Below are 20,209 nucleotides of genomic sequence, written 5' to 3' on the forward strand. Positions count from 1 at the left end.
CCTGTTTGCGGTCCACCCACGAACAGGAGACTCCCCATGAACCTGCCTTCCCGCGCACCCCGCGTCGCGCTCATCACTGCCGCGGTCCTCGCCACCCTGGCCGGCCTGCCCGCCCACGCCTCCAGCCACCGCGAGGCGCCGTCCATCGGCGGCATGCCGCGTGTGGACGGTACCGACTTCTACATGTTCAACAGCTACGAAGGCGTGGCCGCCAACGGCACGGGCGGCCGGGCCGGCTACGTGACGCTGATCGCCAACTACCTGCCGCTGCAGGACGCCTACGGCGGCCCCAACTACTTCAAGCTGGACCCGAACGCGATCTACGAGATCCACGTCGACAACAACGGCGACGCGAAGGAAGACCTGACCTTCCAGTTCAAGTTCACGAACACGCTCAAGGGCATCACGCTGCCCATCGGCAACCAGACGGTGCCCATCCCGCTGACGCAGGCCGGCACCGTCAGCGCGCCCAATGCCGCGGCGCTGAACGTCAACGAGAAGTTCAGCCTCACGCTCGTGCGCGGCGACCGCCGCACGGGCACGGCCAGCCCCATCGCCAACCCGGCGGGCGGCACGCTGTTCGACAAGCCGGTGGACAACATCGGCACCAAGACGATCGCCGACTACCCGGCCTACGCCGCGCAGCACGTCTACAGCGTCAGCCTGCCGGGCTGCGCCTTCCCGGCCAAGGTGTTCGTCGGCCAGCGCCAGGAGGCGTTCGCGGTCAACCTGGGTGCGATCTTCGACCTGGTGAACGCGCCGGCGAGCGTGCTGACCAACCGCAGCCTGATCAACGCCGCGGCGGCCAACTCCATCCAGGACAAGAACGTCACATCGCTGGCGCTGGAGGTGCACAAGAGCTGCCTCACGCAGGGCAGCGAGACCGTCATCGGCGCCTGGACGACGGCCAGCGTGCGCCAGAGCCAGCTCGTCAACGCCGCACCGGCCAGCGGCGACAACAACGTCGTCAAGGGCGGTGGTGCCTGGGTGCAGATCTCGCGGCTGGGCATGCCGCTGGTCAACGAGGTGGTCATCGGCCTGCCCGACAAGGACAGGTTCAATGCCTCCGTGCCGTCGGGCGATGGCCAGTTCATCAACTACGTGACCAACCCGACGCTGCCGGCGCTGCTGTCGCTCGTGCTGCCCATCGGCGACGCGGCGCCCAAGAACCTGCCGCGCGGCGACCTGGTCACCACCTTCCTGACCGGCATCCCCGGCGTCAACCAGCCGGCCAACGTGGTGGGCTCTGAGATGCTGCGCCTGAACACGGCCATCCCCGCGCGGCCGTTCGCGATGCAGAACCGGCTGGGCATCGTCGGCACGCTGCGTGACGGCGACAGCCCGCCCGACCTGGCCGGCTTCCCCAACGGCCGCCGGCCCAAGGACGACATCGTCGACGTGTCGCTGGCCGCCGTCATGGGTGGCCTGTGCTGGCTGAACAACGGCGGTGCGCTGTTCGGCCCGGCCTGCACCCGCGCCGTGGTGCCGCTGGGCGCCACGTCGCTGGAACTGCACGACGCGGTCGACCAGGCGGTGGTGACGCTGCTGCCCGGCTTCCCCTACCTGAACACGCCCAACCCGGGCGCGAAGTGAACCGCTCCAGGAGAACAGCCATGAATAGATTCCTCAGCGCCGTGGCCCTCGCGGCCACCCTCTGCAGCGGTGGGGCGGCACAGGCCGGCCTCATCAACTTCAACAACCCCGGCGTCATCGACATCGACAACAACACCGGTGTCGCCAGCTATGGCGAGGCGGGCTTCGTCATCAGCGGGCCGGCCGCGAGCTTTTTGCCCATCGACGGCGCGATGGTGGGCGGCTTCGACGCCACGCCGTTCACGCTGAGCGTGCTGGGCGGCGGCACCTTCGGCCTGCAGTCGCTGGACTTAGCGCCCTATGACCTCGGCTTCGGCCCGGGCATGCTGGTCGTGGCGGGCCTGGTGGGCGGCATCGAGGTGGCGTCGCGCAGCTTCGACCTGGCCAGCGCCGGCAGCGTCTCGTTCGACAGCGCCTGGGCCCAGCTGACGTCCGTCAGCTTCTCGGCCACGGGCGGCTTCGCGCTGGACAACATCGCCGCGGCCGTGCCGGAGCCGGGCAGCTTTGCGCTGGCGGGGGCGGGGTTGCTGCTGGTGGGGGTGATGCGTCGGCGGCGCTGAGGCGGGGTTGCGGCTCAAGGGGCGGCCTTCGCCGCCCTGCTTCTCATCGCGCCGGCGCTGATGCCGCGTGCGTGGCCCGCAGGGCCTGCAGTTCAGCCGTGAGCCACTGCGCGCTCTCCACGGGAGCCTTGCCGGCGCAGCGCACCAGATACGGCTTGCCGCTCATGCTGCTGCCCGACGCGCCGCGGGCGATGAACTGCTCGGCCGTCTTCACCAGGTCTTTGCCTTCGAGATAGTCCAGCTTTTTCAGCAGATGCGCCTTGGCGTCTGCGCCGGCATACCAGCTGCCGTTGCGGTTGAACTCGCAGCCGGAGGATTGCAGGCGGGTGAGCAGCGCGTCGACTTCGGCGCGCGCCGGGGCCGGCAACGGTGCGGCGCCGGCATGGCCGACGAGCAGGCCCGCGAGTGAGGCCAGAAGGGCGCGCATCGTCTTCAAGTCGGCGTGACCGCCTGCCGCAAGGCCGCCACCGAAGCGCGCCAATCGGCGCCCGAATCGCTGTCGTCCCACAGCTCGGCCAGTTCGGAATCTTCCGCCACCACGCGGTCGGCCACGCGGCGCGCCTTGTCCAGCAGCGCGGCCGACGGCCGCACGCCCACGCCGGTGATCCAGGCCTGCAAGCCTTCGGGGCCATCGGTGATCGGCGGGCTGCGGCCCAGCAACTGGGCCACCACTGCGACCGCCGCGACGGCCTCCTCGGCGTCGGGCGCCTCCACGTAGCTGTCCGACGCATCGAGCACGCGGTCCAGCGTGGCCTCGATGTGGGACAGGTTGGTCGCGTCCATCAACACAGAGGCCCAGTCGCTGGCGGTGTCGTTGGCAAAGGGTTCGTGTGACCAGGCACCCATGGTGGTCCTTCTTGGATCAGTGAATCAGTGAATGAAGCTGCGGGGAATTTGAACCGACATTACCAGCGCCCCAAGAGTTTCTTCTTCCGCTTGAAGCGCAGCAGAGGCAGGGTCTCCGGGTCCATCAAGTTTGCGTCAACGTAGCCCTCCAGCTGATAGCCAAAGAACTCGCGCAGCGCCGCCTCGCCCAGTTCCAGCGGGTGGAACGGCAGGGGATAGGGCGCTTCGCCCGCTTCCATGTCTTCCGGGTCATCGGCGCCATGCTGGCCGCCCCAATAGGGCTGCTCGAAGGGCAGACGCTCGCCGAGGTCTTCCAGCACGCCGCTGTCGGGCGACAGGCTCAGCGAACGCAGTAGCTGGCCGTCCTTCCAGACGGCAAACGCGAACCAGTCGACGACGCTGTGCATCGCATGCAGGACGACGGTGCTCGCGTTCGACGCGCGCAGGAACGATTCGGGCAGTTGCGAAGGATGGTCCAGCGCGAAGTCGCTCGCAGCCAGGACCGTCACGGCCCCGAGGCGGGCCGCGAACACTTCGTCGTCCGGTGGATTGGTCCAACCCAAGGTCCCGTCGGGCAAGGGCTCCAGCTTCACCTTCGGGAAGGTGGCAGCGGCCAGTGCCGCCGTCGCCTCGCGGTCCAGCGCCGGCGCTGCGCGCAACTGCGCCGCGATGTCGCCATCGCCGGAGACCAGCATCCAAGTCTTGGCGCCCATGGCGTCCTTTGCAGTGGTATTGACGGTCGGCGGGGGCTACTTCTTGTCCACCACGGTGATCTCTCCCTCGGCCTTGCCCACGCCGCGGATCTCCGGCCGGTACATATCCTCCGCAAACGTGGCCGGCACCACGTACTTGCCCGGCGTCACCGCCCGCACCAGGTAGAACAGCTCCAGCGGCTGCCCGAGCTGCGCCGCCGCGACGAAGCGGTCGTCGCGGTACTCGGTGTGGACGATGCGTTCGTTGGCATTCGCCTGCGCGATGTTGGTGCCCTCCACCGTGAACTCGCCCGCCTGCGGGCCCTGGCTGAGGTTGAGGTTCTCGATCTCGAAGCCGGCCGGGATGCGGTCCACCACCAGGCCGTCCTTGATGGTCTGGCTGGCCTTCACGCGCAGGCGCACGATGAACATCTCGCCGGTGGTGAACTGCCGTGCCATGGAGACCGGCTTGCCGTCCGTCGAGAACATCGCACGCTCCACCGAGATGCGGTCGCTGCTCGGGGCCAGTGGCTTGGTCGGGTAGCCCTGGGCCGTGACGTCGAGGTAGACCGGGTTGCTGCCCTCGTTCTTCAGGCTGATGCCGCTCTTGACCTGCGCCAGCGTGAGGCTCTGCTGGCCGGTACCGCTGGCGGCCCAGGCGTCGGCCTTGGGGCCGACGGTCAGCGTGGTCTTCCAGCTGTCGTCCTTGCCGGCGCCATTGGTGGCGGCCTGCACGGCCAGGAACAAGGCCAGGCGCTCTTGCGTGGAGTAGTAGTTGCGCTTGCCGAAGTCGTCGCTCAGGTCGAACAGCAGGTTCTCGCGCTTGTCGTGCTGCACCTTGTGGCGCAGCAGCAGCGCGTAGGCCAGGGCCTTGTCGCGCACGCGGGAGCCGTAGTCGCCCAGCCATTCGCCCCACCAGTAGTTGTTGGCCTCGAGAGGCTGGTAGCCGTAGCCCCGGGTCATGGCGTCGTCCAGGGCCTGCTTTGCGCGGGCCTCGTCGCCCATGGCCTTGAGCGCCAGCGACAGGTGCACCAGCGGCAGCGGCGACAGCGCATTGCCGCGGTACTGGTCGTGCAGCGTGCGCAGCGTGGCCAGCGGCGCCTTCTGCTCTCGGCCCAGCATGTAGCCGGCGTGCGCGGCCTCGGCGAAGCGCTGGTGGGCGATGCGCAGCAGCTCCGCGTCGCGGTAGTCGGCGATGGCGCCCTTGTCGTTGCGGCGTGGCTCCTTGGGCGGCGTGGTCTGCTGGCCGGGGCTGCGCTGGAACTGCTCGGTCAGGTTGTCCAGCGACTTCTTTAGCTGCGCCTCCGGCACCGCAAAGCCGGCGTCGCGCGCGTCCTGCAGGAAGCCGGTCACGTAGGCGGAGAGCCAGGCCTCGTACGGGCTGCTGGCCGCCCACAGGCCATAGCCGCCGCGCGCCTGCTGCATGCCGGCCAGGCGGGCGAAGGCGCCTTCCAGCCGCTTGGCGCGTTCCTCGCGCGGCACGGGCGTCATGCCCCAGCGCTTGGCGGCCTCGTCGTCGATGAAGACCAGCGGGTAGGCGCTGGACGTCGTCTGCTCCAGGCAGCCGTAGGGGTACATCAAGAGGCCCTTGACCTGCTCCTTGATGTCGATGGGCGGCGTGTTGGAGACGCTCAGGGCCAGCGTGGCCGAGCCGGCCCAGTAGGCGTCGAGCAGCGCCTTGTCGACGGCCTGCGTGGCGCCGGCGTCCAGGCGGATGCGGCGGCTCTCGCGCGTCAGCGGCGTGACGGGCTGGACCTGCAGCGCAGCCTCGCGCTTGAGCTGCAGCGCGCCGGCGCTGACGGTCAGCTGGATGGGCGCCAGGCCGTAGGCGTCCAGCGCCTCGGCCTGGAAGCGCAGGATCTGGCGCTGCTTGTCCGCGAGCTTGAGGGTGTCCGCCGTGCCGGTGATGCGCACGGGGCCGGTCGCCGACAGCGCCACCTTGACTTCCTGCGGCGCGCCGCTGAGGTTGGTCACGTCCAGCGCGATGGTGGCCTTGTCGCCCGGCGCGATGAAGCGTGGCATGGACAGCTCGGCCACCAGCGGCGCGGCGACCACCGTGTCCGCCTGCGTGGCGCCGTAGCTGTCGGCGCTGGACACGACCGCCATCAGGCGCAGCGTGCCGTTGAAGTCCGGCAGCGTCAGGTTGATCGTGGCCTCGCCCTTGGCGTCCAGCACCACCGGCCCGCTGAACAAGTCCACCAGCAGCACCTTGCGCGGCATGCTCTGCGTGTCGCGCTTGCCGGCGTCGCCGCCGAAGCGCTGCTGCGCGATGTTGCCGTCCATCTTCTCGATCAGGCGGCCGTACAGGTCCAGGATGTCGGCGCCGTAGCGGTGCTTGCCAAAGAAGAAGTCGGCCGGGTCGGGCGTCTTGAAGTTGGTGATGTTCAGGATGCCCACATCGACCGCGGAGACGGTGACGATGGCGGCCTTGCCCGCCAGCTGCGGCACCTTGACCTTGATGGGCAGCGGCGTGGACGGCTGGGTCTTGGCCGGCGCCTCCAGCGCGACCTTGAGCTTGCGGTCCTCGCGGTTCAGCGGCAGGTGCACCAGGCCCAGCGCGCGCGCCGGTGTCACGCGGTCGCCCTCGCTGCCGGGGCGGAAGGCGGCGACGGTGACGTACAGGTCTTGCCGCTGCCAAGCGGCGTCCGCGCTGACGGGGATGTCCAGGTCCGTGCCCGAGGCCTTCACGCTGACGCGCTTGGACCACAGCACGCGGTCGCCCTCGACGGTGACGACCGCCTCGCCGTCGTGCGGCGGCTTGATGCTGAGCTTGGCCGTGTCGCCGGGCTTGAAGGGCGAGCCCTTGAGCTGCAGCTGCACGCGGTCGGGGCGGTTGCCGATGTCGTCGGCGTCCTGCGCGCCATAGCCGGCGTAGAAGCCGTAGCGCAGGGTTTCGTTCGTCTCGGGGTCCTCGATCTCCAGCCGGTAGCGGCCCCAGCGCACGGGCAGGTTGACCGTGGTCTTGGCCGGCAGCTTGAGGCTGCGCGCCTCGACGAGTTCGTCCGTCGTGTTGAAGCCGGAGTGCCAGCCGCGGCCGTCGTCATAACGCCAGTACCACTGGCGCTCCTCGTAGGTGAGCGTGAGCTTCAGGTCGCGGGCGGCCTTGAAGGCGCCGGTGGCATCCACGCGCACGACCTCGAAGCCGGCGAGGCCCCCCTCCGGCGCCACGTTGCGGTCGAACAGCGGGCGGATGGCCACCAGTGCCGGCGCCGGCCACCAGGTGCGCTCGATGCTGCGCACCACCGGCCGGCCACCGGACTCCAGCAGGCTGAAGGCGCCGCGCACGCGCATGGGCGAGCTGCGCTCGGACAGGTTGGCGGTCAGCGCCACCTCGGCCTTGCCTTCGGCGTCCAGCTCCACGTCGGCCACGTCGGCGCGGGCCTTGGCCTTGTCGTCGGCAAAGTCGCCAAAGATGAAGCCCGGCAGCTTTTGCGCCAGCGGGTTGGTCAGCCGTTCGCTGGACACGGTGGCCTGCAGCCGGTTGCCGGCGGCGGGGGCGCCGTAGAGGTAATCGCCCTGCACGTGCACGGGCAGGTTGACCTCGCCCAGCAGCGGCGCGTCGGGCGCGGTCAGCGTGAGCTTCATGCGCTCGGGCAGGAACTCCTCGACCTTGAACGCCCACTGTGCATCCGGCTGCTTGGCGGCGGGGTCGATGCGGGCCTGGACGGTCCAGCCGCCGGTGGGCGCGTCGGCGGGCAGCGTGATGGCCTGCTGGAAATAGCCCTGGCCGGTCTTGTGCGGTTGCACCAGCGTCTCGACCAGCTTGCTGCCGTCGGGCTTCTTGACGGTCAGCGTCAGCGGCAGCACTTTGGCCGGCAGGCGGCCGTCGGCGTCGCGCGACAGCACGGAGACCTGGAAGGCCTCGCCCGGCCGGTACAGGTCGCGGCCCGAATAGACAAAGAGCTTGTTGCTGCGCGACGGGTGGCCCGTCGCGTCGAACTCGGACAGGTCCAGCGCCGCGTCGCGCAGCGACAGCATGGACATCTCGCTGCCCTTCTTGGCCAGCACGGCGCGCGCCTTGTCGCTGCGGCCGGTGAACACGGCGTGGCCGTCGCCGTCGGTCTGCGCCTGGGCCAGCGCCTTGCCGGCCTCGTCGACGAGGCTCAGCTCGATGCCGGACTGCGCCTTGCCGCTCTTGAGTGACGTCGTGAACACGTCCAGCTGCGCGGCGTGGCGGCGCAGGTGCAGGCCGATGTCGGTCACGTAGTAGTGCGTGACCTGGTAATCCCAGCCGAAGCGGCCGGGCTGGCTCATGACCGCGATGTAGATGCCCGGTTCCTGCAGTTCCTTGATCTTCTCGACCGGCAGGAAGCTGACGTTGCGGCGGTTGGCGCGGTCGTCGGTCTTGAAGCGCGTGATGTAGACGCTGTCGGTCATCGCCCGCAGTTCGTCCAGCGCCCAGCCGCCCACGGTGCCTTTCAACCGACGCTGGTTGTCGCCGTAGCCGTCGTAGTAGTAGTCGCCTTCTTCGTCGGTGCTGCTGCGACCCGTGCGATCACGCCGGCCACCCACCTGCTCCAGAAAGGCCGGCAGCGACGCCGGCTTCACGCGCAGGAATTGGACGTCCACCTCGGGCGTGTTGATGCTGACCACCGGCAGGCCGCCGTTCTGGCCGGCGGGCAGCACCAGGCCCTTGCTGGCGAAGTAGAAGCTCGGCGGCATGGCCTCGCTGGCGGCTTCGCAGGTCTGCGCGGTGGCCAGCTTGTTGCCGGAGTGCGAGGCCAGGCCCGCATTCATCGTGATGCGGTAGGCGCGGTCCGGCGTCACGAAGGGCAGGTAGAGCACGCGCGGGTTGTCGCCCAGCACCCAGCGGGCGGCCAGCGGTTTGAAGCTCGCCGGGTCGGCGGGGGCGGCCTTGCTGCTGGGGTCGTCAGGGTCGGCCTTCTTGCCGGCCGTGCCTTCCGCGGCGGCCAGCAGCGCGCCGAAGTCCTGCTTGCGGTCCAGCGCCTGCGTGAACATGACGGCGATCGCCGGCGAGCCGTCCAGCAGCCGCGCCTTGCACTCGCTGAAGGAGAAGGCCGCCTCTTCGGCGCCGATTTCCGCGCTGCTGGGCATGGCCGGCGTGCGGTGGGTGGCCCACCAGCCGGCAGCTGCCGCCCCCGCCACGACCACGGCCGCGATCGCGCCTTGAACAAGCCTGGATGCCATCCCGTTTCTCCGCTGAGTGCGCGGCGAGTGTAGGGAGGCTCAGGGCAGGATTCGGGAGGTGAAATTCCCCAAGTTGGGGAGGCGCGACGGCGGTGTCAGCGCTGCGGCGTCTGCATGGCCAGCGGCTCGTCGAGCACGCTGCCGTCGGGTACGTCCAGCGTCATGACGAAGCCCAGCACCGACACGATCAGCGTGGCGGTGAACTTGAAGCGGGCGGACAGGCACATGACCAGATAGTGAGCGACATCGCCGCCGAGCGCGCCCCCTAACTCGCAAGTGAATGGTGACGGCGTGTTGTCAGCAGTCACGCACCCAGCGCGTTGCGTAGCTGCCCGGGCGTGGCGCCGGTGGCGGCCTTGACGTGCCGGCTGAGGTGGCTCGCGCCGGCATAGCCGCAGGCGGCAGCGACATCGGCCAGCGGCAGCGCGGTCTGGCGCAGCAGTGCGCGGGCGCGGTCCAGGCGGCGCGCGGCCACCCAGTCGTGCATCGTGCAGCCCATGGAGACGCGGAACATGCGCGCGAAGTGGAATTCCGACAGATGCGCCTGGGCGGCCAGCCGCGGCAGGCTGAGGTCGGCGCTGTCCAGGTGGGCGTCGACAAATTCCAGCACGCGCCGCCGCGCCGCGCCGGACAGGCCGCCGGCCGCGCGTTCCGCCCGCTGGCGCTGCCGCGGCTGCGCGGCCTGCAGCACCAGGTGGTCCAGCGCGGCCTGGCTCAGCGCATCGATGCGCAGCTGCTCGGCCGGGTCCTGCCAGTCCCGCGCAGCAACGCCCTGGGCCCAGGTGGCCAGCGTCGCGTCCTCGCCAAAGATGCGCTGCGCCAGCGTGATGGCGCGCGGCTCGGCGTCCAGCAGCCGCACGACGCGGTCGGCCCAGGCGTCGGCAGACAGGTACAGGTGCACGAAGCGCAGCGGCCCCGCCACGTTCCAGCGCGACTCGTGCTCGGCGGGCAGGATGCAGTGGCAGCCCGGGTGGCCGGTCTCGCGCGGCGTCTCGATCAGGTGAGTGTCGTGGCCGCCCTGCAGATAGACCGACAGCGTGTGGTGGCCCGGCCGCTGGTAGTCCATGCGGCCGCCGTGGTTGCACCACTGCACCAGGCGCAGGCCGTCGGCCAGCGCCAGCTCGCGCTCGCGGCGCGCGCTGGAGCGGCCCAGCACGTCAAAGACGGGCTGGTGCGCGACGGCGTCGGCGGTCAGGTTGGCCATGCAGCCATGCTAGGGCCGCAGGCCTTTTCCGTGCCGGCGCGGGGTCGACGATGCGCAGGAATGTGCAATCACGCCGCGGCCCGGGCCGCCATGCTGGCGGCATGAATGCATTTCTGTACGTGCTGGTCGTGCTCATCTGGGGCACGACGTGGATCGCCCTGAAGTGGCAGCTGGGGAGCGTGCCCATCGCGCTGTCCATCGCCTACCGCTTCGGCCTGGCGGCGCTGGTGCTGTTCGCCTGGCTCATCTGGCGGCGCCAGCTGGTCGTGCCGCGCGGCAAGGCGCTGGGCTGGGTGCTGGCGCAGGGGCTGTGCCTGTTCTGCCTGAACTTCGTCTGCTTCCTGAACGCCAGCCAGACGGTGGCCAGCGGCCTGGTGGCCGTGGTGTTCTCCAGCGCGGCGCTGTGGAACGCGCTGCTGGCGCGCGTGGTGCACGGCCGCACCGTCGCGCCGCAGGTGCTGGCCGGTGGCGCGCTGGGCCTGGCCGGGCTGGTGCTGCTGTTCTGGCCCGAGATCAGTGGCGGCCACGCGACGCTGGCGGGGCTGGCCTGGGCGCTGGGCGGCACGCTGTGCTTCTCCACTGGCAACCTGCTGTCGGCCGCGCTGCAGGGCCAGGGGCTCAAGCCGGTGCAGACCAACGCCTGGGGCATGGCGGTCGGCACGGCCATCCTGACGGCGTACGCGCTCGTCGCCGGCGTGCCGTTGGTGTTCGATGCGAGCGCCCGCTACGTCGGCGCGCTGCTGTACCTGGCGATTCCCGGCTCGGTCATCGGCTTCACGGCCTACCTGACGCTGGTGGGCCGGCTGGGCCCGGAGCGGGCCGCGTACAGCACGGTGCTGTTCCCGGTCGTCGCGCTGAACGTGTCGGCCTGGGTGGAGGGTTATGTGTGGACGGCGCCAGCGTTGCTGGGGCTGCTGCTGGTGATGGCCGGCAACGTGCTGGTGTTCAGGCGGCGCCCTGCCGCGCAGCTTCCTGCACATCGATCCGCACCACCGCGAGCCACGTGACCACGAGCACGGCCGGCGTCAGCGCCAGGAAGCCGATCTGCATGAACGCCGCGGCCCCGGCCACGGCGCCGGCGCCAAAGGCAAGCACCGGCCAGAGCAGCTTGCGCAGCCGCTCGCGCGTGCCGGGCTCGGCGCGGCCCAGCAGGGCGTCGGTGCCGTCGATGACGAGCTGGGTCACGTTGCCCGTCATGACGGTGTGCGGTGTCAGCTTGGCCAGCGGCAGGCGGCCGGTGGCGTTCTGCACGCCCATGGCTGCGGCGCCCAGGCAGCCGGCGAACAGCACCCAGGGCGCGTCGGCCTGCAGCACCGGGGCCGCCGCCAGGCCTGCGGCCATGAAGGCGGCCAGCAGCAGGGCTTGCGCGCCCAGCAGCCAGGGCTGGGACGAGCGCTGGCGCTTCTCGCAGGCCAGCGCGATCAGCCGCGCCAGCACCACCGCGCCGACAAAGGCCGGAAAGGCCAGCAGCTTGAGCAGCACGCCATGGCCGGGGCGGGCCAGCTCGGCGCCGATCAGCACGAAGTTGCCGGTGACGTGGGCCGTGAACAGGCCGAACAGCGCGACGAAGCCCAGCGTGTCGACATAGCCGGCCACGGCGGCGAGCAGCGGGGTGGCGCGACTGGGTGAGAGCGCCATGATCAGAACGCGAAGCAGCTGCAGCCCAGCGCGCCCCAGAAGCCGCGCACGTCGCGGGCGGGCGTCTCTCGGGCCAGTGCCGCGCCGTGGGCATGGGCGTGCACGCCGCAGGCGCTGGCGCACAGGCAGTCGGCACTGACCGACTTCAGCCGGCGGTAGTGGCCGGGCACGGTGGCGACCGGCGACCAGCTCGGCAGCACGGGCAGCGCGGGCGGGTCGAGGTCGCGGAACCGATCTGCCGCATGCACGATGCGCCCGCCCACGACGGTCAGCACGGATTCGATGCCGGCGATCTCGTCCTCCGGCACGCGCAGGTAGTCGGCCGACAGCACGGCGAGATCGGCCAGCTGGCCCACTTGCAGGCGCCCCTTCCTGCCCTGCTCGCTGGAGAACCAGGCGCTGCCGGCCGTCCACAGTTCCAGCGCGGCCTCTCGTGACAGGCGCTGCGCGCCGGGGTAAAGCGTCAGCCCGCCGACCGTGCGGCCGGTGACCAGCCAGGAGAGGGCCGTCCACGGGTTGTAGCTGGCCACGCGGGTCGCGTCGGTGCCGCCGCCCACCGGCACGCCCATCTCCAGCATGCGCGCCACGGGTGGCGTCTGCTCGGCGGCCTGGGCGCCGTAGCGCTCGACGAAGTACTCGCCCTGGAAGGCCATGCGGTGCTGGATGGCGATGCCGCCGTCGAGGGCCTTGACCCGCTCGATGTTGCGCGGGCTGATGGTCTCGGCGTGGTCGAACATCCAGTGCAGGCCGTCGAACGGGATGTCGCGGTTCACCTTCTCGAACACGTCCAGCATGCGGCTGATGGACTCGTCGTAGGTGGCGTGCAGCCGGAACGGCCAGCGGTGCTCGACGAGGTGGCGCACGACGGCCTCCAGCTGGCCTTCCATGTCGGGCGCGAGCTCGGGCCGGGGTTCGAGGAAGTCCTCGAAGTCTGCGGCCGAGAACACCAGCATCTCGCCGGCGCCGTTGTGGCGCAGGAAGTCGCTGCCCTGCCCCGGGCTGACCTGTGAAGTCCAGCTCTTGAAGTCGTCCAGCTCCAGCCCCTTGCGCTGCGTGAACAGGTTGTAGGCGATGCGCACGGTGAGCTGGCCGTCGTCGGCGAGCTTCTGGATGATCTGGTAGTCGTCGGGGTAGTTCTGGAAGCCGCCGCCGGCGTCGATGGCGCTGGTCACGCCCAGGCGGTTCAGCTCGCGCATGAAGCGGCGCGTGGAATTGATCTGCGCCTCCGGTTCCAGCTTGGGGCCCTTGGCCAGCGTCGCGTACAGCAGCATCGCGTTGGGCCGGGCGATCAGCATCCCCGTGGGGTTGCCGGCCGCGTCGCGCTGGATCTCGCCCCCCGGCGGGTTGGGCGTGTCGCGCGTGTAGCCCACGGCGCGCAGCGCGGCCGCGTTGAGCAACGCGCGGTCGTACAGGTGCAGGATGAAGACCGGCGTGTCGGGTGCTGCGGCGTTGATCTCGGCCAGCGTGGGCATGCGGCGTTCGGCGAACTGGAACTCGGTCCAGCCACCCACCACGCGCACCCAGTGCGGGTGGGGTGTGCGCTGCGCCTGGGCCTTGAGCATGGCCAGCGCGTCGGCCAGCGACGGCACGCCTTCCCAGCGCAGCTCCAGGTTGTAGTTCAGCCCGCCGCGGATCAGGTGCAGGTGGCTGTCGTTCAGGCCGGGGATGGCGCGGTGGCCTTGCAGGTCGACGACGCGGGTGGCCGGGCCGGCCTGGCGCATCACGTCGGCGCGGTCACCGATGGCGCTGAAGACGCCGTCGCTGATGGCCACGGCCTCGGGGTTGGGATGGGCGCGGTCCAGCGTCGTGAAGCGGCCGTTGACGAAGATCAGGTCGGCGGGCATGGGCTCACTCCCGGGTGGCGTGGATGGATGGGCCTTGGATCAGCCGCTTGGCCAGCGGCGCGGCTTGCTCGCCGGCCAGGATACCGAGCAGACCCAGCAGCGCGATGACCGGCGGCGCCGGCGAGCGCACGCCCAGCAGCCCGTAGATGACGCCGACCAGCAGGCCGGCACCGAGGGACAAGAGGTAGACCTTCATGGCCAACTCCAGGGTTACGTGCATACGGCCGCCCAGCAGCGCTGGGCGCAGGCCCCTCCAGCGGAGCCCGAGGATCCGGCTTTGCCGGTCCTGCGGGCTCGCCCCCTTGAGGGCCGGCGAAGCCGGTAGGGGGTGGTCCGTCCTTCAGCCTTCGTGGCCGCCAAACATGGTCTGCGCATAGGTGATGCCCAGGCCATAGGCGCCGCCCAGCTTCTTGGCGATGCCGGTGGTCTGCTCGTAGGTCTCGGTGCGGGCCCAGTCGCGCTGCAGCTCCAGCAGGTATTGCACCGACGTGATCGGGCGGGCGCCGGCCTGGATCATGCGTTGCATGGCCCGCTCATGCGCCTCGGCGGACACGTCGCCGGAGGCGTCGGCGACGACGTAGGCCTCGAAGCCCTGGTCCAGCGCCGACAGCACCGGGCCGACGATGCAGACCGAGGTCCACAGGCCCGCGAAGACGATGCGGCCTTTGCCGATGCGGTTCACTTCCTGGATGACGTTGACGTCTTCCCAGGTGTTCATGGACGTGCGGTCGATGGCGGCCTGGCCGGGGAAGGCGGCCTTGATCTCATCGAACATCGGGCCCGAGAAGCTTTTCTCGGCCACCGTCGTCAGGATCGTGGGCACCTTGAACGCGGCCGCGGCGTGGGCCACCAGGCCGGCGTTGTTGCGCAGCAGCGTGGCGTCGATGGAGTGGGTGGCGAAGGCCATCTGCGACTGGTGATCGATCAGGATCAGCGCGTGGTCGGTCGGGTTCAGCAGGGACTTGGCGGGTTGGGCGGTGGCGATGGGCATGGTGGTCTCCTGAAGTTGGTCAAAAAATTGAACTGCCAGCTGCCCTCGGAAATTCCTCAGGCGTGCCGCTACTCTAGGTAGGCCGCCTCAGCGAAGATAGCGATGCTTTCTCATCGACTTGATCAAATAATCTGACCAATGAAACTGAGCCTGGAAGTGCTGCTGGTGCTGGACGCCATCGACCGCCGCGGCAGCTTTGCGGCGGCCGCCGAGGAGTTGCACCGCGTCAGCTCGGCGATCAGCTACCAGGTGCAGAAGCTGGAGTCCGACCTGGGCGTGACGCTGTTCGACCGCAGCGGCCACCGCGCCGTGCTGACGCCGACCGGCCGGCTGATGGTCGACGACGGCCGCCAGCTGCTGCGCGCGGCCCAGGCGCTGGAGGTGCGTGCGCTGCGCATGGAGCGCGGCTGGGAGACGACGCTGCGCATCGCGGTGGATGTGACCGTCCCGTTCGCGCTGCTGGTGCCGGAGGCGGCGCGTTTTGCCAGCGACCACCCCGAGACGGAGCTGCGCTTCAGCCGCGAGGTGCTGGGCGGCTGCTGGGATGCGCTCGTCACGCGCCGGGCCGACTTGGCCGTGGGCGCGGTGGGCGAGCCGCCGGCCGGCGTGGGCCTGTCGGTGCGGCCGCTGGGTGAGCTGGAGGTGGCCTTCTGCGTGGCGCCGGGTCACCCGCTGGCGGACGCGCCCGAGCCGCTGACCTGGGAGCAGATCCAGCCGCACCGCGTCGTCAGCATGGCCGACAGCTCGCACCGCCTGCCGGCGCGCAGCCTCAACGTGGCGGCCGGCCAGCCGGCGCTGAGCGTGCCCGACCTGGACGCCAAGCTGCAGGCCCAGCTCGCCGGCCTGGGCTGCGGCCACCTGCCGCGCTGCATCGCGCAGCCGCACCTGGACGCGGGCCGGCTGCGCTGCAAGAGCCTGGACGAGGCGCGGCCGCCGCAGCGCTTCCACCTGGCCTGGCGCACGGCGGACAACGGGCCGGCATTGAGCTGGTGGCGGGAGCGGCTGAACCGGCCGGACTTCATCTCGGCCGAGGTGATTGCCGCCCAGCTGGGCGGCGGGGCGTGATCAGCTGCGCTTGCGTTCCAGCAGCGCCATCGCCTCGCCCACCAGCCCGCGCCGGAAGGCCAGCACGCAGACGATGAAGATCAGCCCGGTGACCAGGCTGACCGATTCGCCCAGGCTGTTGAACCAGGCCACGCCCGTCAGCTCGCCCAGCCAGTTGCCGAAGTCGCCGATCTTGTTCTCCAGCGCGATGATGACCAGCGCGCCGACCATGGGGCCCACCAGCGTGCCCATGCCACCCACCAGCGTCATCAGGATGACCAGGCCGGAGGTGGTCCAGATCGCGTCGGTCAGCGTCGCGAAGCCCAGCACCAGTGTCTTGGTGGCGCCCGCCAGGCCCGCGAGGCCCGCGGACAGCACGAAGGCCAGCAGCTTGAACTGCGCCGTGTCGTAGCCCAGCGAGGTGGCGCGCGCCTCGTTCTCGCGGATGGACGTCAGCACCTGGCCGAACGGCGAGTGGACGATGCGGTAGATCAGCCAGAAGGCGGCGATGAAGATGCCCAGCACGACGTAGAACAGCGTCAGGTCGTTCTCCAGGTGCAGGCCCAGGAAGCTGCCGCGCGGCACGGACTGCAGGCCGTCTTCCCCGCCGGTGAACGGCGCCTGCAGGAAGAAGAAGTACAGCATCTGCGCCAGCGCCAGCGTGATCATCGAGAAGTAGATGCCCGAGCGGCGGATGGCCAGCAGGCCGAACAGCAGGCCCACACCGGCCGCGCCCAGCGCGCCTGCGAGCAGCCCCACCGGCGTCGGCAGGCCCCAGACCTTCAGCGCGTGGCCGGTCACATAGGCCGCGGTGCCCAGGAAGGCCGCATGGCCGAACGACAGCAGGCCCGTGAAGCCCACCAGCAGGTTGAAGGCGCACGCGAACAGCGCGTAGCACAGCACCTTCATGACGAAGACGGGATAGGCGCCCAAGGTGGGCAGCAGCGCGATGCCAACGAAGAGCGCGGCGTAGCCGATGAGCTTCTTGTTCATTTCTCTTTTCCGAACAAGCCAGCCGGGCGCACCAGGAGGACGATGGCCATGACGACGAAGACGACCGTGTTGGACGCCTCGGGATAGACCACCTTGGTCAGCCCCTCGACGATGCCCAGCCCGAGGCCGGTCAGGATGGAGCCGAGGATGGAGCCCATGCCGCCGATGACGACGACGGCGAACACCACGATGATGAGGTTGGACCCCATCAGCGCCGACACCTGCAGGATGGGCGCGGCGAGCACCCCCGCGAACGCCGCCAGCGCCACGCCGCCCGCGTAGGTCAGCGTGACCATCATGGGCACGTTGATGCCGAAGGCCTGCACGAGCTTGGGGTTCTCGGTGCCGGCGCGCAGCTTGGCGCCCAGCGACGTCTTCTCGATCAGCGCCCACACCGCGAAGCACACCACCAGCGACGCAACGACGACCCAGCCGCGGTAGTTGGGCAGGATCATGAAGCCCAGGTTGGTGGCACCCTGCAGCGCGTCCGGCACTTGATAAGGCTGGCCGGACACGCCGTAGACCGAGCGGAACACGCCCTCGATGACCAGCGTGATGCCGAAGGTCAGCAGCAAGCCGTAGAGGTGGTCCAGCTTGTAGAGCCACTGCAGCATCGTGCGTTCGATGACGATGCCGATGACGCCGACCGCGAGCGGCGCGAGACCGAGCATGACCCAGTAGTTCAGGCCCAGGTATTCCAGCCCCATCCAGGCGAAGAAGGCCCCCATCATGTACAGCGCCCCATGGGCGAAGTTGATGATGTTGAGCATGCCGAAGATGACGGCCAGGCCCAGGGACAGCATCGCGTAGAACGAGCCGTTCACCAGGCCGAGCAGCAGCTGGCCCAGCAGGGCCGGCAGGGGAATACCAAAAAGCTCAGTCATCGCGCTTTCTCAGGGGATCACTTCTTGACCAAGGGGCACTTGGAGTCGGCGAGCTTGGTGAAGGCTTCCTCGCCCGGGATGCGCGTCACGACCTTGTAGTAGTCCCAGGGCTCGGTCGATTCCTTCACCGTCTTGACCTGCATCAGGAACATGTCGTGGATGCCGCGGCCGTCTTCCTTGCGGATGGTGCCGGTGGTGTAGAAGTCCTTGATCGGCAGCTCCTTCATCTTGGCGATGACCTTGTCGGCGTCGTCGGTCTTGCCGGCCTCGACGGCCTTCAGGTAGTGCGTCACGGCCGAGTAGTCCGCCGCCTGCAGCGACGACGGCATGCGCTTCATCTTCTCGAAGAAGCGGCGGCTCCAGGCGCGCGCCTCGGGCGTCTGGTTCCAGTACCAGGAGTCGGTCAGGTACATGCCTTCCGTGGTCTTCAGGCCCAGCGAGTGCACGTCGTTGATGAACATCAGCAGGCCCGCGAGCTTCATGCCCTTGGTGATGCCGAACTCGTTGGCGGCCTTGATCGCGTTGATGGTGTCGCCGCCGGCATTGGCCAGGCCCAGGATCTGCGCGCCCGAGCCTTGGGCCTGCAGCAGGAAGCTGGAGAAGTCGCTGGCGTTCAACGGGTGCTTGACGCTGCCCTTCACCGTGCCGCCGTTCTTCTGCACGACGGCCGTGGTGTCGGCCTGCAGCGCGGCGCCGAAGGCGTAGTCGGCGGTCAGGAAGTACCAGTTCTTGCCACCCGCCTTGGTCACCGCGCCGCCGGTGCCGTTGGCCAGCGCCACGGTGTCGTAGGCGTAGTGGATGGTGTAGGGCGTGCAGTTGGCGTTCGTCAGCGCCGAGCTGCCGGCGCCGATCGAGATGAAGGGCCGCTTCTTCTCGGCGGCCACCGTGGCCATGGCCAGGTTGGCGCCGGAGTTGGTGCCGCCGATCAGCAGGTCCAGGCCCTGCGTGTCCATCCACTCGCGGGCCTTGGCGGAGGCGACGTCGGCCTTGTTCTGGTGGTCGGCAAAGATCAGCTCGACCTTCTTGCCCGCGGCCACGCCCTTCAGGTCGGCGATCGCCATCTTGATGGCCTCGACACCGCCGGCGCCGTCGATGTCGGCGTAGACGCTGGACATGTCGGTCAGGAAGCCGATCTTGATGACGTCGCCGGAGATCTGCGCGTGGGCGGCGAAGCCGCAGCTGGCGAGGGTCGCGGCAATGAGGGTCTTTTTCATGGTGGTCTCCAGTGGTTGATTACCGCTTGGTTGCGGGTTAGACGCTGAGCAGCTCGTCCATCTGGGCCTGGTGGGCCGGCAGGTCGGCTGCGGGGAAGGACAGCACGACTTCGCCGTGCTCGATGACGATGAAGTGGTCGGCCAGCGGCGCGGCGAAGCGGAAGTTCTGCTCCACCATGACGATGGTGAAGCCTTGCGCTTTCAGCGCGCGGATCATGCGGGCCAGGGCCTGGACGATGACGGGCGCCAGGCCTTCGGAGATCTCGTCCAGCAGCAGGATGTCGGCGCCGGTGCGCAGGATGCGCGCCACGGCCAGCATCTGCTGCTCGCCGCCCGACAGCCGCGTGCCGGGGCTGTTCCTGCGCTCCGCGAGGTTGGGGAACATCGCGTAGATGTCGGCCTCGCTCATGACCTTGCCGCGCCTGGCCTTCAGCAGCGGTGGCAGGCGCAGGTTCTCCTCGGTCGTCAGCGACGCGAAGATGCCGCGCTCCTCGGGGCAGTAGCCGATGCCGAGGTTGGCGATGCGATGCGTGGACAGGGCGATGGTCTCGTCGCCATGGACCTTGATGGAGCCTTTGCGCGTGCCGGTCAGGCCCATGATGGCGCGCAGCGTCGTCGTGCGGCCCGCGCCGTTGCGGCCTAGCAGCGTGACGACCTGGCCGGGCTGCACCGACAGGTTGATGCCGTGCAGGATGTGGCTTTCGCCGTACCAGGCGTTGAGGTTGGTGATCTCGAGTGCGGGCGTCGCCATGTCAGTGGGCTCCCTGCAGCTCGGTCGCTTCGGTGCCCATGTAGGCTTCGAGGACCGCCGGATGCTTGGAGACGGTGGCGTAGTCGCCCTCCGCCAGCACGGCGCCGCGCGCCAGTACCGTGATGCGGTCGGCGATGCTGGCCACGACCTTCATGTTGTGCTCCACCATCAGCACCGTGCGCCCCTCGGCCACGCGCTTGATGAGAGCCGTCACGCGGTCCACGTCTTCATGCCCCATGCCTTGCGTGGGTTCGTCCAGCAGCATCAGCTGCGGCTCCATGGCCATCGTCGTCGCGATTTCCAGCGCCCGCTTGCGGCCATAGGGCAGGTCCGCCGCCTTCAGCTGGGCCATGTCGCGCAGGTCCACCAGCTCCAGCAGCGACAACACCTTGGCGTCCAGCGTCTTCAGGCCCGTGAGGCCCTTCCAGAAATGAAAGCTTGTGCCGGTGAATCGCTGCAGGCCGATGCGCACGTTCTCCAGCACGGTGAGGTGCGGGAACACGGCCGAGATCTGGAAGCTGCGGATGACGCCGCGGCGCGCGATCTGCGCCGACGACTCGCCGGTGATGTCGGTGCCCGCGAAGACGATGCGCCCGCGCGTGGGCGTCAGGAATTTGGTCAGCAGGTTGAAGCAGGTGGTCTTGCCCGCGCCGTTGGGGCCCAGCAGCGCGTGGATGTGGCCGCGCTGCACGCGCAGGTTGACCGAGTCGACGGCGGTGAAGCCTTTGAACTCCTTGGTCAGATCCTGGGTCTCGAGGATGAATTCGCTCATGGACTTCCGGGTTAGCTGCGCGACTCTAGGCCTTC

18 protein-coding genes and 1 pseudogene are annotated in these 20,209 nt (G+C 69.5%); 4 read left to right on the top strand and 15 right to left on the bottom strand.

Going from position 1 to position 20,209, the window contains the following annotated elements:
- Nucleotides 1-36: 36 nt before the first annotated feature.
- Nucleotides 37-1,593, top strand: a complete 1,557-nt coding sequence (locus AC1D29_RS25600; RefSeq protein WP_477902829.1) for a DUF4331 domain-containing protein — start codon at nt 37-39, stop codon at nt 1,591-1,593.
- Between the two features lie 20 nt (nt 1,594-1,613).
- A complete protein-coding gene (locus tag AC1D29_RS25605) occupies nt 1,614-2,153 on the top strand; it encodes a PEP-CTERM sorting domain-containing protein (RefSeq protein ID WP_477902831.1) in 540 nt (179 codons plus the stop codon).
- A 43-nt stretch (nt 2,154-2,196) separates the two neighbouring features.
- On the opposite strand, the gene AC1D29_RS25610 is transcribed toward AC1D29_RS25605, so the two are convergent.
- From AC1D29_RS25610 to AC1D29_RS25635, 6 genes are all read right to left on the bottom strand, one after another.
- Nucleotides 2,197-2,634, bottom strand: a complete 438-nt coding sequence (locus AC1D29_RS25610) for a YfeK family protein (RefSeq protein WP_477902833.1) — start codon at nt 2,632-2,634, stop codon at nt 2,197-2,199.
- Nucleotides 2,586-2,999, bottom strand: coding sequence for a DUF4259 domain-containing protein (locus AC1D29_RS25615; RefSeq protein ID WP_477902835.1), 414 nt, complete (start codon nt 2,997-2,999; stop codon nt 2,586-2,588). Before AC1D29_RS25615 ends, AC1D29_RS25610 begins: the two co-directional genes overlap by 49 nt.
- Nucleotides 3,000-3,058: 59 nt before the next feature.
- Complete coding sequence (locus AC1D29_RS25620; protein WP_477902837.1) at nt 3,059-3,694, bottom strand: DUF6928 family protein; 636 nt, start codon at nt 3,692-3,694, stop codon at nt 3,059-3,061.
- A gap of 54 nt (nt 3,695-3,748) precedes the next feature.
- Entirely contained in the window at nt 3,749-8,839 is a 5,091-nt protein-coding gene (locus AC1D29_RS25625; protein WP_477902839.1) for an alpha-2-macroglobulin family protein, read from the bottom strand.
- 95 nt (nt 8,840-8,934) lie between these two features.
- Nucleotides 8,935-9,066: a hypothetical protein gene (locus AC1D29_RS25630; protein WP_477902841.1), complete on the bottom strand. Its 132-nt coding sequence runs from the start codon at nt 9,064-9,066 to the stop codon at nt 8,935-8,937.
- Between the two features lie 77 nt (nt 9,067-9,143).
- Nucleotides 9,144-10,043: a helix-turn-helix domain-containing protein gene (locus tag AC1D29_RS25635; protein WP_477902843.1), complete on the bottom strand. Its 900-nt coding sequence runs from the start codon at nt 10,041-10,043 to the stop codon at nt 9,144-9,146.
- Between the two features lie 101 nt (nt 10,044-10,144).
- On the opposite strand from AC1D29_RS25635, the gene AC1D29_RS25640 reads away from it, so the two are divergent.
- Nucleotides 10,145-11,050: a DMT family transporter gene (locus AC1D29_RS25640; protein ID WP_477902845.1), complete on the top strand. Its 906-nt coding sequence runs from the start codon at nt 10,145-10,147 to the stop codon at nt 11,048-11,050.
- Here AC1D29_RS25640 and AC1D29_RS25645 read toward each other — a convergent pair.
- The 4 genes and pseudogenes from AC1D29_RS25645 to AC1D29_RS25660 form a co-directional block, all read right to left on the bottom strand.
- Complete coding sequence (locus tag AC1D29_RS25645) at nt 10,989-11,681, bottom strand: YoaK family protein (RefSeq protein WP_477902847.1); 693 nt, start codon at nt 11,679-11,681, stop codon at nt 10,989-10,991. The two genes, AC1D29_RS25640 and AC1D29_RS25645, sit on opposite strands and share 62 nt — an antisense overlap.
- A 2-nt stretch (nt 11,682-11,683) precedes the next feature.
- Entirely contained in the window at nt 11,684-13,525 is a 1,842-nt protein-coding gene (locus AC1D29_RS25650) for an amidohydrolase (RefSeq protein WP_477902849.1), read from the bottom strand.
- Nucleotides 13,526-13,565: 40 nt separating this feature from the next.
- Nucleotides 13,566-13,721: pseudogene (locus tag AC1D29_RS25655) on the bottom strand (DUF1427 family protein); the annotation flags it as partial.
- 144 nt (nt 13,722-13,865) lie between these two features.
- Nucleotides 13,866-14,516: a hydrolase gene (locus AC1D29_RS25660; protein ID WP_477902851.1), complete on the bottom strand. Its 651-nt coding sequence runs from the start codon at nt 14,514-14,516 to the stop codon at nt 13,866-13,868.
- Nucleotides 14,517-14,654: 138 nt separating this feature from the next.
- Between AC1D29_RS25660 and AC1D29_RS25665 the strand changes: the two genes are divergently transcribed.
- Nucleotides 14,655-15,581: a LysR family transcriptional regulator gene (locus tag AC1D29_RS25665; protein WP_477902853.1), complete on the top strand. Its 927-nt coding sequence runs from the start codon at nt 14,655-14,657 to the stop codon at nt 15,579-15,581.
- On the opposite strand, the gene AC1D29_RS25670 is transcribed toward AC1D29_RS25665, so the two are convergent.
- From AC1D29_RS25670 to AC1D29_RS25690, 5 genes are read right to left on the bottom strand one after another with little or no spacing between them, the layout of a single operon-like run.
- Nucleotides 15,582-16,553, bottom strand: coding sequence for a branched-chain amino acid ABC transporter permease (locus AC1D29_RS25670; protein WP_477902855.1), 972 nt, complete (start codon nt 16,551-16,553; stop codon nt 15,582-15,584).
- Complete coding sequence (locus AC1D29_RS25675) at nt 16,550-17,437, bottom strand: branched-chain amino acid ABC transporter permease (RefSeq protein ID WP_477902857.1); 888 nt, start codon at nt 17,435-17,437, stop codon at nt 16,550-16,552. Before AC1D29_RS25675 ends, AC1D29_RS25670 begins: the two co-directional genes overlap by 4 nt.
- Before the next feature lie 17 nt (nt 17,438-17,454).
- Nucleotides 17,455-18,651: an ABC transporter substrate-binding protein gene (locus tag AC1D29_RS25680; RefSeq protein ID WP_477902859.1), complete on the bottom strand. Its 1,197-nt coding sequence runs from the start codon at nt 18,649-18,651 to the stop codon at nt 17,455-17,457.
- 37 nt (nt 18,652-18,688) lie between these two features.
- Nucleotides 18,689-19,402, bottom strand: a complete 714-nt coding sequence (locus tag AC1D29_RS25685; RefSeq protein WP_477902862.1) for an ABC transporter ATP-binding protein — start codon at nt 19,400-19,402, stop codon at nt 18,689-18,691.
- A 1-nt stretch (nt 19,403) separates the two neighbouring features.
- Complete coding sequence (locus AC1D29_RS25690; protein ID WP_477902864.1) at nt 19,404-20,174, bottom strand: ABC transporter ATP-binding protein; 771 nt, start codon at nt 20,172-20,174, stop codon at nt 19,404-19,406.
- Between the last annotated feature and the right edge of the window lie 35 nt (nt 20,175-20,209).

The sequence above is a fragment of the Roseateles sp. P1_C6 genome (assembly GCF_056406315.1).

What these genes read in the sequence shown, in the direction of transcription:
- AC1D29_RS25665 (WP_477902853.1), top strand. Translation starts at nt 14,655, where the DNA reads ATGAAACTGAGCCTGGAAGTGCTGCTGGTGCTGGACGCCATCGACCGC.
- AC1D29_RS25680 (WP_477902859.1), bottom strand. Translation starts at nt 18,651, where the DNA reads ATGAAAAAGACCCTCATTGCCGCGACCCTCGCCAGCTGCGGCTTCGCC.
- AC1D29_RS25620 (WP_477902837.1), bottom strand. Translation starts at nt 3,694, where the DNA reads ATGCTGGTCTCCGGCGATGGCGACATCGCGGCGCAGTTGCGCGCAGCG.
- AC1D29_RS25645 (WP_477902847.1), bottom strand. Translation starts at nt 11,681, where the DNA reads ATGGCGCTCTCACCCAGTCGCGCCACCCCGCTGCTCGCCGCCGTGGCC.
- AC1D29_RS25605 (WP_477902831.1), top strand. Translation starts at nt 1,614, where the DNA reads ATGAATAGATTCCTCAGCGCCGTGGCCCTCGCGGCCACCCTCTGCAGC.
- AC1D29_RS25650 (WP_477902849.1), bottom strand. Translation starts at nt 13,525, where the DNA reads ATGCCCGCCGACCTGATCTTCGTCAACGGCCGCTTCACGACGCTGGAC.
- AC1D29_RS25640 (WP_477902845.1), top strand. Translation starts at nt 10,145, where the DNA reads ATGAATGCATTTCTGTACGTGCTGGTCGTGCTCATCTGGGGCACGACG.
- AC1D29_RS25630 (WP_477902841.1), bottom strand. Translation starts at nt 9,066, where the DNA reads ATGTGCCTGTCCGCCCGCTTCAAGTTCACCGCCACGCTGATCGTGTCG.
- AC1D29_RS25670 (WP_477902855.1), bottom strand. Translation starts at nt 16,553, where the DNA reads ATGAACAAGAAGCTCATCGGCTACGCCGCGCTCTTCGTTGGCATCGCG.
- AC1D29_RS25625 (WP_477902839.1), bottom strand. Translation starts at nt 8,839, where the DNA reads ATGGCATCCAGGCTTGTTCAAGGCGCGATCGCGGCCGTGGTCGTGGCG.
- AC1D29_RS25685 (WP_477902862.1), bottom strand. Translation starts at nt 19,402, where the DNA reads ATGGCGACGCCCGCACTCGAGATCACCAACCTCAACGCCTGGTACGGC.
- AC1D29_RS25635 (WP_477902843.1), bottom strand. Translation starts at nt 10,043, where the DNA reads ATGGCCAACCTGACCGCCGACGCCGTCGCGCACCAGCCCGTCTTTGAC.
- AC1D29_RS25660 (WP_477902851.1), bottom strand. Translation starts at nt 14,516, where the DNA reads ATGCCCATCGCCACCGCCCAACCCGCCAAGTCCCTGCTGAACCCGACC.
- AC1D29_RS25675 (WP_477902857.1), bottom strand. Translation starts at nt 17,437, where the DNA reads ATGACTGAGCTTTTTGGTATTCCCCTGCCGGCCCTGCTGGGCCAGCTG.
- AC1D29_RS25615 (WP_477902835.1), bottom strand. Translation starts at nt 2,999, where the DNA reads ATGGGTGCCTGGTCACACGAACCCTTTGCCAACGACACCGCCAGCGAC.
- AC1D29_RS25600 (WP_477902829.1), top strand. Translation starts at nt 37, where the DNA reads ATGAACCTGCCTTCCCGCGCACCCCGCGTCGCGCTCATCACTGCCGCG.
- AC1D29_RS25690 (WP_477902864.1), bottom strand. Translation starts at nt 20,174, where the DNA reads ATGAGCGAATTCATCCTCGAGACCCAGGATCTGACCAAGGAGTTCAAA.